The sequence below is a fragment of the Larkinella humicola genome (assembly GCF_008727875.1).
GTDB lineage: Bacteria > Bacteroidota > Bacteroidia > Cytophagales > Spirosomataceae > Larkinella > Larkinella humicola.
Genome location: NZ_VTWS01000013.1, coordinates 19420 through 33899, shown reverse-complemented (window position 1 = coordinate 33899; position 14480 = coordinate 19420). Strand labels below are relative to the sequence as shown.

13 protein-coding genes are annotated in these 14480 nt (G+C 45.8%); 8 read left to right on the top strand and 5 right to left on the bottom strand.

Features of this window, described 5'->3' with window-relative positions; genetic code table 11:
- Positions 1 to 625: 625 nt before the first annotated feature.
- Positions 626 to 970: a four-helix bundle copper-binding protein gene (locus F0P93_RS32100; RefSeq protein ID WP_150881522.1), complete on the bottom strand. Its 345-nt coding sequence runs from the start codon at positions 968 to 970 to the stop codon at positions 626 to 628.
- A gap of 34 nt (positions 971 to 1004) precedes the next feature.
- Positions 1005 to 1646 (bottom strand): DUF305 domain-containing protein, encoded by a 642-nt coding sequence (locus tag F0P93_RS30200; protein WP_150881521.1) that lies wholly within the window; start codon positions 1644 to 1646, stop codon positions 1005 to 1007.
- 701 nt (positions 1647 to 2347) lie between these two features.
- On the opposite strand from F0P93_RS30200, the gene F0P93_RS30195 reads away from it, so the two are divergent.
- From F0P93_RS30195 to F0P93_RS30185, 3 genes are all read left to right on the top strand, one after another.
- A complete protein-coding gene (locus F0P93_RS30195; RefSeq protein WP_150881520.1) occupies positions 2348 to 2809 on the top strand; it encodes a hypothetical protein in 462 nt (153 codons plus the stop codon).
- A gap of 542 nt (positions 2810 to 3351) precedes the next feature.
- Complete coding sequence (locus F0P93_RS31820; RefSeq protein WP_225309717.1) at positions 3352 to 3738, top strand: hypothetical protein; 387 nt, start codon at positions 3352 to 3354, stop codon at positions 3736 to 3738.
- A gap of 164 nt (positions 3739 to 3902) precedes the next feature.
- A complete protein-coding gene (locus tag F0P93_RS30185) occupies positions 3903 to 4514 on the top strand; it encodes a DUF305 domain-containing protein (protein WP_150881519.1) in 612 nt (203 codons plus the stop codon).
- Between the two features lie 252 nt (positions 4515 to 4766).
- On the opposite strand, the gene F0P93_RS30180 is transcribed toward F0P93_RS30185, so the two are convergent.
- Together F0P93_RS30180 and F0P93_RS30175 are read right to left on the bottom strand one after the other, a co-directional pair.
- A complete protein-coding gene (locus tag F0P93_RS30180) occupies positions 4767 to 7181 on the bottom strand; it encodes a multicopper oxidase domain-containing protein (RefSeq protein ID WP_225309716.1) in 2415 nt (804 codons plus the stop codon).
- Between the two features lie 317 nt (positions 7182 to 7498).
- Positions 7499 to 8026, bottom strand: a complete 528-nt coding sequence (locus F0P93_RS30175; RefSeq protein ID WP_150881517.1) for a DUF305 domain-containing protein — start codon at positions 8024 to 8026, stop codon at positions 7499 to 7501.
- A 660-nt stretch (positions 8027 to 8686) separates the two neighbouring features.
- Here F0P93_RS30175 and F0P93_RS30165 point away from each other — a divergent pair.
- Genes F0P93_RS30165 through F0P93_RS30150 form a run of 4 tightly spaced genes read left to right on the top strand, consistent with a single transcriptional unit; the run spans position 8687 to position 10313 of the window.
- Complete coding sequence (locus F0P93_RS30165; RefSeq protein ID WP_019991102.1) at positions 8687 to 9082, top strand: ArsR/SmtB family transcription factor; 396 nt, start codon at positions 8687 to 8689, stop codon at positions 9080 to 9082.
- Positions 9079 to 9666, top strand: a complete 588-nt coding sequence (gene merTP / locus F0P93_RS30160; RefSeq protein ID WP_027303351.1) for a mercuric transport protein MerTP — start codon at positions 9079 to 9081, stop codon at positions 9664 to 9666. Before F0P93_RS30165 ends, merTP begins: the two co-directional genes overlap by 4 nt.
- 6 nt (positions 9667 to 9672) lie before the next feature.
- Positions 9673 to 9882, top strand: coding sequence for a GDCCVxC domain-containing (seleno)protein (locus tag F0P93_RS31810; protein ID WP_083940642.1), 210 nt, complete (start codon positions 9673 to 9675; stop codon positions 9880 to 9882).
- 26 nt (positions 9883 to 9908) lie between these two features.
- Positions 9909 to 10313, top strand: a complete 405-nt coding sequence (locus F0P93_RS30150) for a VOC family protein (RefSeq protein WP_138279473.1) — start codon at positions 9909 to 9911, stop codon at positions 10311 to 10313.
- Between the two features lie 37 nt (positions 10314 to 10350).
- On the opposite strand, the gene F0P93_RS30145 is transcribed toward F0P93_RS30150, so the two are convergent.
- Positions 10351 to 10965: a recombinase family protein gene (locus tag F0P93_RS30145; protein ID WP_019991099.1), complete on the bottom strand. Its 615-nt coding sequence runs from the start codon at positions 10963 to 10965 to the stop codon at positions 10351 to 10353.
- Positions 10966 to 11085: 120 nt separating this feature from the next.
- On the opposite strand from F0P93_RS30145, the gene F0P93_RS30140 reads away from it, so the two are divergent.
- On the top strand, positions 11086 to 14073 hold the full coding sequence (locus F0P93_RS30140) for a Tn3 family transposase (protein ID WP_138994907.1): 2988 nt from the start codon (positions 11086 to 11088) through the stop codon (positions 14071 to 14073).
- Positions 14074 to 14480 lie beyond the last annotated feature (407 nt).

Below are 14480 nucleotides of genomic sequence, written 5' to 3'. Positions count from 1 at the left end.
AGCCGTTTAGCAGGACACTTTTTAATCTGATGGGTTATCCTACTGTTCTGATTAGGTAGGGTATGAATCAACCGGCTTATTTACTACATTGAAGCGGCACGGGCTGATCACAAGAAGCCTGTGCCGCTTTTTTACTTTATATTTTGTATTAGCATGATGAAAAGAATCCTACTCCTTATTCTGACTAACTGGGGTTTGTTCAGCTTCTCTTTTGGGCAGCATCAGCATCACCCCAGGGTACCGCTCCAGCCGACACAACCCGCTCAGCAAAAGGGAGAACAGAACGTGGGAAATCTGCCCCCGCATACGAGTTCGGCAGACATGGGCCATTCAAACCAACAGGGTGTGATGGATCAAATGTAAATTGGCTTAACGATTTCACGTCATATTTATGAACGCCGTCGCCCGTTGTGCCGAACCAAAGGTCCGCAACGCTGTATAAACTACTCAATCTAATTAAAAAGAACAAAAATACGAAAACAAGTGCTTGATGATTAGGTATTTAATGAGTTAAGGTTAAAGTTTTGTGCCACTTTTACTGATTACTTGAACTACCGAGGAAAGGGCTCTTTCTGAGTACGCTTACTTCCCGACAGACGATGTTATAAGGATTCTTTGTTTTGTTTTACGCCGTTATGCTCATCTGGCTCCGGCAAGCCTCGGCGCACCGCTGGCAGGCTTCAGCGCACTGGCGGCAGTGTTCATGATGGTGTGCGTGCTTTTCACACTCGGCCGCACAGGCTTCACAAATACGGGCACAAAGTTCACAAACCTGCATAGTAAAGGGGCTATTGGAAGCCATAAAGGCTACGGCAGTCTGGCAAATGAGGGCGCAGGCCCGATCCAGGCGAATGCACTCCGCCAGCATTTGAACGTTGGGTTCCATCAGACAGGCATTAGCGCAATGGTCACAGGCAACGGCGCATGTCTGGCAGGCTTCGATGCAGCCTAGATATTTTTCGTGTGACATGGATTTGGTTTTCGAGTTAAGATGAAAAAGTCTATTAGAAAGGTTTGTTTTTGATGAGCCAATCCTGGAGTTCCATGATCTCTTTTCGCTGATCTTCAATCATTTTGCTGGCCATCTCCCGAATCATCGGATCATCCCCGTAAGCCAATTCGGCCATGGCCATCTCTAGAGCACTTTGGTGGTGATCGATCAGTAGCTGCGCATACGTTACGTCGCTATCCTCGGAGAGCACCCGGATGTCCTGTGCCTTCATCATTTTGTCCATGGACATCATCGATTCCGAATTAAACGTTGGACCATCTGGCTCCGCCACCGGAGTGTGAGACTGTAGGTATTGTTGGAGCATGGCTTTTTCCGCCTGCTGAGCGTCAATTACCCGCTGAGCCATCTCCTTCATCTGCGAATTATCTCCGCTCTTGAGCTCCTCTTGTGACATATCAATAGCGCTTTGATGGTGCATCGACATCATCATGGCAAAATCATGGTCCGGATCATTGGTATGCTGCATCATATCCATTTCCTCCATCATATGGTGGTTGATCTGCATGAAGACATTCTCATCATGCGGTTGGATTTCTAGACAGACCGCCTCGTCGCGGTGGTCGGAACAGCTTACTAAAGAGAAAAAAGTACCCAGAAAGACGTACGAAAACAGCTTACGATAGATTTTGTTCATGATTACGATTTATAAGAATGTATTTGTGATACAGGTTAAAAAGCTTCTCTGAATGGCCACGTAATTTTCCTCTGCATTTGGTACGGTCTTTCTCCTAACTACTGACCACCTATTGCGCTGGGAGAGCTTAGATCTGCCATATGGAAGAGAAAAACAAGAGTCTACCTGTTTTAATCGGTGAATCTTCTGAATCATGGACTAAGCAGGATCGGTATAAATCGACCGGATTATCACTCACATTGGCGTCTAATCGTTAGTTAACCAGCGCTTGCTTGGTTTAGCGATTCCAATCAAAAATACAATGGCCCTAGATTGATCTAAGGAACACTGAAGAGATATGTTATTTTCATAGTAGGATATCGAAGAGTTTCAAGAATAGAACTCCTAAGACCGGATTGAGTTTTTGCAATATTCATCCAGGGAGTTACAAAATTTATGGTACCCCTTTTTTCTGCCGCATCTCAGTTGAGCGTCGTAACACGGGTATTTCCCGAACGACGGGCTTATGGGAATTACGTGGAAAAAAAAGCCCCGAATGGGTTGAGACGCTTTTGGAAGGTTAAACCTCCTTTTCGGGCGAAGTCACCAAAAGAAAGTTCCGCCCTAGGGAATGAAGCAGAATATGCGGAAACGAAAAGTTTTATAAACCCACTGAAAAATATTACAATACCTAAGCAATCGTATTCAATTAAGTTTGTAATGTGAAAAGTTCCACTACTCAGTTTTCCTTTTTAAACCGTCCGCTGTGCTTATGGCTGGCGGTGTCAGTGCTGCTGGGGAGTAGTGGATTTGTTGTGGTTGACCATTGGTGTTTGATGCGTGGGGAACAAGTTAAAGTTCGGCTGATGCCCAATGATTGTCAAAGCGCCTGTGATCCGCAAGAAGAGTGTCCTATGCCGGAAAAATCTTCGGGTATTCATAAGACGCCCTGTTGCAGTCAAGACTGTTACTACAACCATTTAAAAACCGAACAAAGCAACCTCGTTCAAGTAGTGGTGTTGCACCCGGTTGAAGGAGTACACCATTTGCCATTTAATTTTAGGCGGTGGTTGACCGTGTTGTTTCCCGTGAATGGAATCGCTTTTGCGGCAACCCTGCTGGATAATCCGCTCATCCATTCCGGGCGTTTCAGGTTAATATCCCTCAGTATTTGGCTGGTTTGAATCATCTTGCCAAGAACGCCCACTGGCGGCTATAAGGCAATTTCTATTGGCGTCTGTACGCAGTATGGAAATAAGCTGATATGTCTGTTATTCTAGGGACTTCAGCACTTCGACCACCTGCAGGGACACATCCCTTACCTGCATTTAAATTAGACTTAAACGTATTTTCAAACTGACCAGATTAACTATCTATTAGGCAAACTGGTCCATAATAGTGCCCTACCATGAAACAACTCCGAGCCTTAAGATTATTGGTTTTCTTGCTGGTAAACTTTCACATAAGTTACGCCCATCCGGGTCATCCCAAAAAGAAACCACAGCCGGATTCAACCCGCCATAATGTGGTCATGAGTCCGGCCTCCCAAGTTGGTGATCGAATTACCGACACGATCACCAGGAAGCAGGTTCAGTCAATCGCCCCGATGCCCGCTCCCTTAGCCGACTACCCGACTTATCACCCCATGGTGGTCCATGTCCCCATCATGTTACTAATCCTGGCGGGACTATTACAGCTAATCGCTCTGGTCAAACCATCGCGCCCTGTGCATGGGTTGACGCTCCTGCTGGCTGCCGGGGGAACGGTTGGGGCCTACGTGGCCAGTACATTAGTCCATCCCCATACATCAGGCATCAGCCAGGCCGCGCAACTGGTTCTGGAAGCACATGAGCTGTATGCCGACTATTCCCTCTGGCTGGGGGGATTCGGCACGCTGTTCAAAGCGATCACGTTATGGCAGCCGCTAAAATGGCTTGAAACGGTGACAGCAGCTGCTCTGGTATGCGCCGGAATAGCCGTTGGGCTAGCCGGTCATCAGGGAGGTGTTTTAACTTATCAGTATGGTATCGGTCCGCGGGGGGCTTACCTGGAACAACATGGGGAAGGACACGCAGATGGCCGTGAACACGCGCACCCAAAAGCAACGCAGTAGACGGTAGGAAAAGACGAAAAGTTTCGAATAAAAACGGCTATTCGAGTTTCATCAATATTTGAGCAAGGTAATACCCAAAAATTCTATAACATTTCTGGGAAATCTTGTAACAACCTTCGGTTTAGGTCCATAGTTATACTGAAGTCTAATCAATTACGAAACAGATGAAAAAAAGATTTTTTGCAGCAGCGAGCATTAGCTTGGCCTTGGTGCTAGCACATCCAGCGGTGGCCCAGCAGGGACAACATGCTGGTCATAAAACAACTAGCCCGGCGAGTGGCAACACTTTGATGAAGGCGATGCAATCGGGAATGGATAAAATGATGAGCATGAAAATGACGGGTGATCCCGATCACGATTTCGCCATGATGATGTCGTTGCACCATCAATCGGCGGTTGAAATGGCAGATTTGGAGCTTAAGAAGGGCCAGAACGCGCAGGTTAAAACGTTGGCCAGTAAAATAAAAGCTGCCAATCAGAAAGAGATCGGGCAACTGACCCAATTCATTGGCAGCCATAAACCCCAATCAGCTTCCTCGACATTAGGAAAGGACGCGATGAAAATTATGCACAGCGGTAATCACTCTATGAACGGCAACGTCGATCATGACTTTGCTAGTATGATGGCACAACATCACCAGCAAGGCGTTGACATGGCTCGCGCATTCCTGAAAGAAGGGAAGACAGAGAAAATGCAGACGATGGCCAGCAGCGTTATTAAGATGCAGACCAAAGAGATTGCCGAATTAAAGCGGCTGGAAGCAATTCTACGCTAATAATTAATGCAGTATCAATCAGCAAATGCTCCGGTCAGCTGATATATTTGATGCGGTAGCCAACGATTTGATTACGAATCTTTTTTCATCTTCATTTTGCTGTGGTCCGTTTTTTTAGCCGCCTTCGCTGACTTTTTTGGAGTTTTCGCACGTTTGGAAAAAGAACCTCTACCAGCAACATGTCCTGATTGGCACATTCGAACCGGCCGAGACCAGGCAGTGCCAATCAGAGCATGTTACGAGATTGTCCGATCAGAAATTATACCCAAGCCCTCCCCCTACAGTGCGGTACCGCGTGTCATAATCGGTGTGTAGAAAAAGATTCTTGCTTACCGTATATTGCAGCTCAACGTGCGCCCGCACGTAGCCTCCTACCAGCCACTGAGTCTGATACTGGAAATCTAAACGGGGAAACAACATCTGCTGCCCGTTGAGTTGGAAACGGACGTTGCCGCGTGTGTCAAGTTTTACCTCTGACTGAATCAAAAACGGCAGCATATACCGAATACCCGCCACGGCCCGGACGATGCGACGATCACCAGTTGGCGGTCCTTCTTCTGGCCGTATCCGGCGCAGGAATTCTTCATTACCGCCGTCAATTCCGGCAAACACCCGAAACCAGTCGCCGAGGTAGCGTTCATAGTCTAGGTCGAACTCGAACCGGTTTGTGCGCCAGTCGTGATCACCCCCGGCAACGATGGCGTTTTTATTATTGGAGATATTTAGATTAAAGTAGTTGATCGGATAACCGGGTTGCAGAAAGCCCCAGACAAACGGCTGGTTGTCACGCATATCGCGCAGGTGCTGCTTTTGAATGTTGGCAATAGACGAATCTGGCTTGTCGCCATAGCTAACCACACGGGCCATGCCACTAAGCATATGATAGAGCAGGTGGCAGTGAAAAAACCAGTCTTTCTCGTCATCAGCCATAAACTCAATCGTGATGTTCTCCATCGGCGATACGTTCACTGTGTGCTTCAGGGGTGAATACTGGCCCTGCCCGTTCAGTACCCGGAAGTAGTGTCCGTGGAGGTGAATCGGGTGCATCATCATGGTGTTGTTCATCATGATGATACGCACAATTTCGCCCCGCCGAATCTGAATCATATCCGCCCGTGACAGAGGTTGCCCATTGAAGCCCCAGATATACCGGAACATATTTCCCGTCAACGTGAGTGGTATTTCCCGAACCGGATGTTTGGCCGGAAAAACAATGGGTTCGGGAGATTTGAGAATGCTATAGTCGATGGTGTTCTGCTCGTCCATCATACTCATGCCCGCCATCCCACTATGATCCATACCTGCCATGGAACCGGTCGGTTTCGTTGGCTTAGGTGATTTTTTAACCGTATTCGCTCCTTTCTTTGACAGCTTCCCGCCCATATTCATCTGGCTATGATCCATTTCTGCCATATTGCCGTGATCCATTCCCGCCATAGAATCAGACTTTATAGGGAGGGTGGAAGCCGGTTTGGACGCTCTACCCTGCCCCATATCCATTTGGCTATGGTCCATTTGATCCATAGCCGTCTTCGCTTTGCCGGGTTTAACCGGGTTAGTCGACCCATGGCTCATGCCCCGGTCCGACGTATCAGGCATTTCGTGCATCAGGAGGCCGTTCATATCCATATTAGCCTGAGCGGTCGTGTCTGCTTTACCCATATCCATTGTACCCATGCCCCTACCTCCCATTTGACTCATGTTGGCTGTTAACTTGTACAGATCGGGGCGGGGAATAGTTGGGGCGTACTTCGCCGGACCCTTTCCCAGCAAAACCGTTGCGTAGCCAGAACCGTCTTGAGCCGTCGCCCGCACTTCAAATGCTCCACTGTTGGGAACTGTGACAATAAAGTCGTAGGTCTCTGCAATGGCAATCAGCCGCCGGTTAACGTCCACTGGCTGTACTTGGAGGCCATCGGCTGCAATTAGTTTCATGGGACCACCGGCATAATTAACGTGAAAATAGGTGGAAGCACTGGCGTTGATAACCCGAAGCCGAACGGTTTGGCCCGCCTTGATTTCCGGGTACCTAACCGTGTCTTTTCCATTTACCAGGAACCGGTCGTAGTACACGTCGGAAATGTCCATAGGTGCCATCTTCATCATCGACTGTCGCAGGTACGCTCCCACCGTTTTGTGTTTAATAATGCGGTTGAGCGATTGGACATTGTTTTTTTTGATGGAATACCATTCGTTGCGCCGTTTCAGGTTTTTCAGAATATACGCTGGGTTCTCATCCGTCCAGTCTGACAGTAATAGCACCAAGTCATGATCCACTTTGTAAGCGGGCTGCTGGGGCTGAATCACGATGGAGCCGTACACTCCGACCTGTTCTTGATAGCGGGTATGCGAGTGAAACCAGTACGTGCCGGACTGAACCAACGGGTACTCGAATGTATAGGTGTCGCCCGCCTGAATAGGGGGTGTATTCAGATATGAAACGCCATCCTGTTTATTGGGGAGCAGTATACCGTGCCAGTGCAACGAGGTTTCCGTTTTTAACTTGTTGTGTACCCGAATCACGGCAACATCGCCTTCGGTGAACTGCATGGTTGGGCCGGGAATACCCCCATTGATGGTCATGGCCTGCTTCGGCTTGCCCGTAATGTTGACCGTCTGCTCATCAATCGTCAGGTCGTATTCGACTCGCTTCCTGGTGGGTTTCACGCGGGCAAGTGCCTGAGGCCGGGAGACAGGCAGGGACGTTTTAACTACCGGGAAGTTTGATTTATCGGGATTAGCAGGTGCCTTAGCTGCCTGATCGCCAGCTGAAATAGTGTGCTGCTTGTGTTGCCCATAACTGGCTGTAAATAGTAATGTCAACAAGCTATATGTTGTGATAAAGGTATTTTTCATAGTTGTGTACTCAGTACATCTTTTCTGATAGAGCTGAAAAGCAACCCTGCTGGATGGAAGGGCTGCTTATAATATTAATCAATGGTATTTTGAAACTTTAGGATTTTAGCCCTAAAAGCCGCCCATTGCTATCTGTCTAAGTGGGCCAGTTTATCCTTCATTTGCCTTATTTCCTTTTCTTGGGCTGTGATAATGTCCTGCTGGAGCTTTTGTAGTTCAGGGTCCGTCAGTTTCGCTTCTTTTGCCATTAGAATAGCGGCAGCATGGTGCGGAATCATGGACTTGGCAAACTCTCTATCGCCAACAAATCCCTGCTGACGGATAAGTAGGAAGAACCCAATCAGCGTAAGGGTACTGACGGCAATGATGAGGGTATTGCGCCGTTTGTCCATATACATGGATGACATCAGCAGGACTTCAATAATGACCATAGGCATGGTCATAAGGACTGCCATGTACACCTGATTAACGTTAGGAATTACGTTGGCAAACCGGTCGACCATCGAGTACATTAGCACATACATGGACGCGAATGACAGACCAGTCATAATAGCCAGTTTTTTGTAGTGTGGCCCATTGGTGGACTCGTGAGAGGACGTAGAATGACCAGATTTAGTAGGTTGAACTTGCCCCGTATGTTGTTTGTGTGCTTCCATAGATCGATACATTAATTATCTTATAACCAATTAGCCGCCCCATCGGATGACAAATCGACTTATAAGATTTGGTCTACTTCTTGCGAAACTTTTGGAAATCAGGGACGCGGTTTGTAATCTGCCTGATAAGCAGCCTGTCCCACTGCTTTAATGACAAGGGTGCCAATTCGGTGATCCGTTACCTGGACCATCAGTATTTTTTCGGGGCTGTCGGTGTCCACATTCCAGCCATTCACCTGATCGATATTATTTAAAAAAGGCGTAACAGCCGCTACGCAGCCACTGATGTGATATTCGTTTTTAAATTTAAGTTTCCATTTTTGAGGTTGTGGATTTATTCTATTTTTGGTAGTTGCAACTCTTTACGCCAACGGCGTATTACTGGATTTGAATATGAGGTTTTTCTTACAAATGTCCGGAAAACGGCGTTAGTAAACTACGCTTTTAGTTTTGAGGCATAATTTATACACTGTTCTATACGAAATTTCCAGTTGCCTTGAAATAGGGTTCTTCTGGTCCGCCAACCCGGTCCCAACCGCAGCGGCGGCCAATGAGTTAGTTTACTCTGTTTGACTATTTGCACATAGTTTTTAATCTTCAAAAATATATTTAAGCAAATACTTAAATACTGTTATATTTGCCCAAATATTAGTGGCAGATATGGAAGATGTAGAAAAAGAGTCAGATCAAATTAGTAGCTGCATCCGTTTGTTCGCGGATCAAGAGCAGATCCAACTATGCAAGGAAACCTTAGACGAAAATGAAGACGCTTTTACCAGGTTAGCGCAGGTTTATGCGCTTGCTGGAAATGAGGCCCGGCTTAAAATACTTTATCTTATCCAGCAGCAGAACGAGCTTTGTCCTTGCGATTTGAGTGATATTTTGCAAATGACCGTCCCTGCTATTTCTCAGCACCTGCGAAAACTGAAAGATGCCAGTTTAGTACGTACCAGAAAAACTGGACAAACTATCTTTTATTCGATCATACCTGATCAGGCCAGTATCATCGGTCAACTATTTGTTGATATCCCCAGTCAAGAAAGTGTAGCCTTATGAAAGCGTCCAAAATCACCGCTAATGCCAGCATACTAACTGCATTGGCAAGTTCTGTTTGCTGTATCACACCATTATTGGCCATGGTGGCCGGGACAAGCAGCTTGGCAACCACTTTTGATTGGATTGCGCCTGCGCGTCCTTATTTTATTGCTGGAACCGTATTGATTTTGGGTTTTGCATGGTATCAGCAGTTAAAACCCGCTTCCGAAGACTCATGTAATTGTGGACCTGAAAACAAACCATTTATGCAAACCAAAAAGTTTTTAAGCCTGGTAACCCTTGCAGCAGTACTTCTGATTGCCGTCCCAAGTTATTCAGGACTGGCCTATCAGCAAAAGCAGGAAGCACAACAACCGGTTTCCAAAACAGACCAAACAGCCTATATAAAAATTAAGGGAATGACCTGTGAAGGGTGTGAACATCATGTTAAACAGGAAGTTAATAAGTTAAAAGGCATACGGCAGGTTCAGGTCTCGTATAAGAATGGCAATGCAACGGTTAGATATGATAGTAAGAAAACGTCACTGGCAGAAATTAAAAAGGCAGTCGACGCTACTGGTTATAAAGTTGTTGAAACAAACTAAGCAGTTATGAATTTAATATTGGAATCCATACTTACTTGTCCGCATTGCGGCACCCGACGCTTGGAAACAATGCCTGTTGATGCATGTATGTACTTTTACGAGTGTACAAATTGCAAAACATTGTTAAAGCCTGCTTCCGGTGACTGCTGTGTTTTTTGCACTTATGGAACCCAAAAATGTCCCCCGATACAATTGAATAAGTCGTGCTGTGCTTGAACTAAATGATATCAGTATCTATGAAAATGAAGAAAACGATCCCAGCTCTTCCTGTTAAAAACATTGACGAATCCGTTAAATTCTATTCTGAAAAGTTAGGTTTTACAGCACCTTATTATGACGATGGCTTTGCAAAAGTAGTCCGGGACGAAATTGAAATCCACTTGTGGGCATCTTCGGATGAAAGCTGGAAGAATAAAGGCTTATCCCTGGTAGCAGATCCAATTTGCAGTGGGGCTGAAAGCTTTCTGGCAGGCACGGCCAGTTGCCGGATTGAAGTCCAGGGTATTGATGAGTTGTACGAAGAATATAAAAAGCAAGGTGTAATTTATGATATTGACACTGTTGTACAAGAGCAGCCATGGGGAGACCGGGAATTTCCGGCACTAGACCACCATCGCAATCTGTTAACTTTTTATGAGGAGATTTAGAAAAGCCAAGATCATCATTGATGCTAAATTAACGCGGTTAAAGAGTATCCTTCGCTTTGGATAGGTAGTTGTAAACTGTTCCATAAGCTATTCCTAGTTGTTTAGAAATCTTGTTCATTGATAATCCTTGCTTTTGCAAATCAAAAATTTCATTCTGTCGATCCATTGATATAGTTGGCCGTGAAATACGTTTTCCTTGTGCTTTTGCCCTTGCCATACCGGCTTTAACCCTTTGGCTGATCAGTGAGCTCTCAAATTGGGCCAGAGAAGCCATCACATGAAATATCAGCTCACCAGTCGGCGTGGTGGTATCAATATTTTCCTGATAGGAGATAAAATCTATTCCCATACTCTGAAATTCCTTCATGGCATTGACCAGTGCCTGGGTTGAGCGGGCAAAGCGGTCATACCGCCAAACCAGGACTACATCCAGCTTTCTCTTTCTGGCCGCTTCCATCATCAATTTATACTGGACCCTGTCTTGGGTTGTTCCGGAAGCGTAGTCTATAAATTCTCCCATGACTTCAAAGTTTCGTCTTTGGGCGTAGTCCCGTAACTGGTCCAGCTGGGTCTGTGGATCCTGCCCTTTATCCAGAGTAGATACTCTGGCATATAGTGCTACCCGTTTGGCCCGATTGTTCTGTTTTTTCATTTAATTGCTTATCAAAAAGGAACTCCTTTACAAATATACTTTTTAACGCTTAAAAACAGGCTTTAAACCTATTGCAGACGGGGTGAATTTTGATACCCTTTTTGATAGCCCCATTTTCATATGGCATCACGATTTTTGAACCAATCCCAGCGTGAACGTTACGAAAAGGTCCCGACAGAAATATCAGAATATGACCTGATGCAATTTTTCCAAATCACGCGGCAGGACAATATTTTTCTTAAATCGTTCAGAGGGGAGCACAACCGGCTAGCGATCGCACTCCAGATTGGGATTGTCCGGTTCATGGGTTTTCTTCCAGACAAATGGCAGCAGCAGATCCCGGCAAATGTAGCTGCCATGGTAAGTAGGCAACTGGATTCTGATATTGAACTGTTATTAATATACGGGCAACGGGATAAGACCAGAACGGAGCATTTAAATGTAATCTTAAAATATTTGAAATTCCGCCGGTGGCAGCCCCTGGATGAAATCTGGCTTTTGCCCTGGCTGCTCGATAAGGGGATGGAACATGACAACCAGCCGATATTGCTCAGGCAAGTGTGTTTAAAACTGGGGCAGGAAAAAATTATGAGGCCGTCTATTGGGACATTGGAAAGGATTGTTGGTAGCCTGGATGAACAGCTGCACCAGGAAACCTATCGAAGGCTTAGTTTGCTGCTGACCGAGGAAATGAAGGCCAGGCTGACGCAAATAGTCGAATTGGACGATACCGGCGGCATCACTTTGCACCGTTGGCTTTGCCAAGTCCCCACCAGCAATACGCCCAGGGCTATTAACCAGACGTTGGAAAAGATCAATTTTTTAAAATCATTAAACGTCCATGAATGGGACTTATCGGTAATAAGCCTAAACCGCAGAAAAAGGCTGGCCCAAATAGCCAGGAATGTTTCTAACAAGTATCTACAGCGGATGAACGCTACAAGGCGGTACCCGATTTTAATTTGCTTCCTGTATGAGAGCCTGATAGATACCAATGACAAGGTGTTGGAAATGTTTGATGATTATTGGGAGCACATTGTCAACGGATCAAAAAAGCAACTCGACACATATCAGCAGACCTTGTTCAAATCACAGAACGAGGCGATGAAAACCCTGTCCCAGACTGTTAGTATTATCATCAATGACACCATTACAGACGATCAGCTCCGTACCTGTATTTTTGAAATATATCCAAAGGAAATGCTCAGGGAGGCATTACTGGTAACCGGGGCTGCTCTTCGCCCAGCCAGGCAAACTTACTTATACTATCTGAACAACTACTATACAACCTTAAAACAATTCACCCCTAACCTTCTTAAAACCATTGACTTTCAAATTGCCCATTCCAAAGATGGCTTTCTGGGTGTGCTTGATATTTTGACCGGGTTGCAAACGGGCAAAAGAAGAAAACTGCCTGATGACGCGCCGATTGATTTTATAACGCCTTCCTGGAACAAACTGATTTTTGAAAACGATCAGCAACAGCCGGAAGCCCTTCCACAACGCCAACCTTACGAATTATGTGCCCTGGCCAACTTGCGGGACCGGCTCCGTGCGGGCGATGTATTTATCAATATCTCCCGAAAATATGCCGACTTTAACTCGTTGCTTCTTTCAAATGTGCAGTGGGAACTGCTACGACAGGATTTTTGCAATCAAATGTCAATGCCAACTCTTCCCACCGAGCGTATCGACCAGCGCTTGCAAGAGCTGGAATCACTGTTGAAACCGCTGGATGAGCTCTTGAATGCGGGTGGAGAGATCCGGCTTGAAGAAGGCATCCTGGTAGTGCCTGCATTGCCGGCAGAAGATGTACCCTTTTCAGCAAAAGCACTCCGGGAACAAATCAATCAACGGCTCCCGAAAGTCAACATCACAGATATAATTAAAGAAGTGGATGCATGGATAAATTTTTCCGAACATCTTCATGGATTGGAAAATGAACCGCGTAACCAGGAACACCAGTCTATTTTATATGCGGCTGTTTTTGCATCCGGATGTAATATTCCTCTGTCGGATTTGGCTAGGTCTTGTGAGATTGATTATCAAACGCATTGGTGGACAAGCAATAACTATCTCTCAGAAGAGAATCTTAAAAAAGCCAACGATGCACTTGTTAACTTTCATTATCAACAATGGTTGAGCGGCTATTGGGGCGGGGGCACACTTTCATCCTCGGACGGGCAGCGGTTCCCGACCAGCGGGAAAATCCGGAATGCGAAGGCGCTCCCCAATTATTTTGGTTACGGTAAGGGAATTACCTTTTATACACATACCTCGGATCAATATAGCCAGTATGGCAGCCGGAGCATTTCGTCCACCGAAAGGGACGCCACTTACGTACTTGATGAAATTATAGGCAATGAAACCGATTTGACAATACTCGAACATACAACCGATACGTCAGGATATTCGGACCTAATCTTTGCGCTGTTTGATCTGCTGGGTATGGATTTTTGTCCAAGGATCCGGGACATAAAAGATCAGCGGCTGTGTAAAATCAAGGATCGGGAATGGGAATACCCTGCTTTGAAATTCACCGGTCGTGTTAATCCTGATTATCTCAAACAACATTTTGACGAACTTCTCAAAGTCGCAGCTTCCATTAAATCAGGGCGTGTAACCGCTTCATTGCTAATCTCTAAGCTTCAATCGTACCCGCGCCAAAATAACCTGATGTATGTTTTGCAGGCTTATGGCCAGCTGGTAAAAACCATTTTTATCCTTAAATACCTGCTTAGCATGCCTTTACGTAGAAAGATCAACACACAGCTGATCAAAGGAGAGCAGCTGCACAACCTAAGACTTTATCTTTGGTTTGGCGGCGATGGGATTGTACGCAGAAAACAAGAAGAACAACAGCAAAAAGTGGTCAGGAGCTTGAACCTGATCACCAATATTGTCCTGGTATGGAACACGGTTTATATACAAGAAATTATCAAAGAATTACACCAGGAAGGATATCCGATAGATGAAAATGACTTTGAATTTATCTCTCCTGCTCCATTTGCCCATATCAACCGGTTGGGAAAATACTCCTTCAACACAAACCCGGATCTTGGAGTCAATGGCTTACGGCCTTTGAGAAAGCCAAAACTAAATACATAGTTTACTAACGCCGTTTTCCGGCTATTTGTAAGAAGAACCTCATATATGGGTGAACTGTTCACCGATACCTGCCCGTGCATTTGGTTTCCAATTATCGATCTGGGCGAGGCAATAATTGGAAAGAAACATGCCTGCCATCATCAGGATGGTTTTCATCGCTCATCAGCGGGCAATGCGTAGGGCTTCCGCGTAAGCATCCGGCAATTCACTTTGCTCAACGGCCTGGGCTGCTTTCTCTATATCGTAGGCAACGCGCATAAATTCCACGGCTCTAGGCCGGTGAAAACCATTGGTTTCATGTTTTTTTGGTATAGATAAACCGTGGCGTAAAGTTCTCGGTCAAGCACTGTTTCAAAAAAATCGCATCGTAAAACCGGAATTCTCAGTATTTAAGCTCATTCCAATTT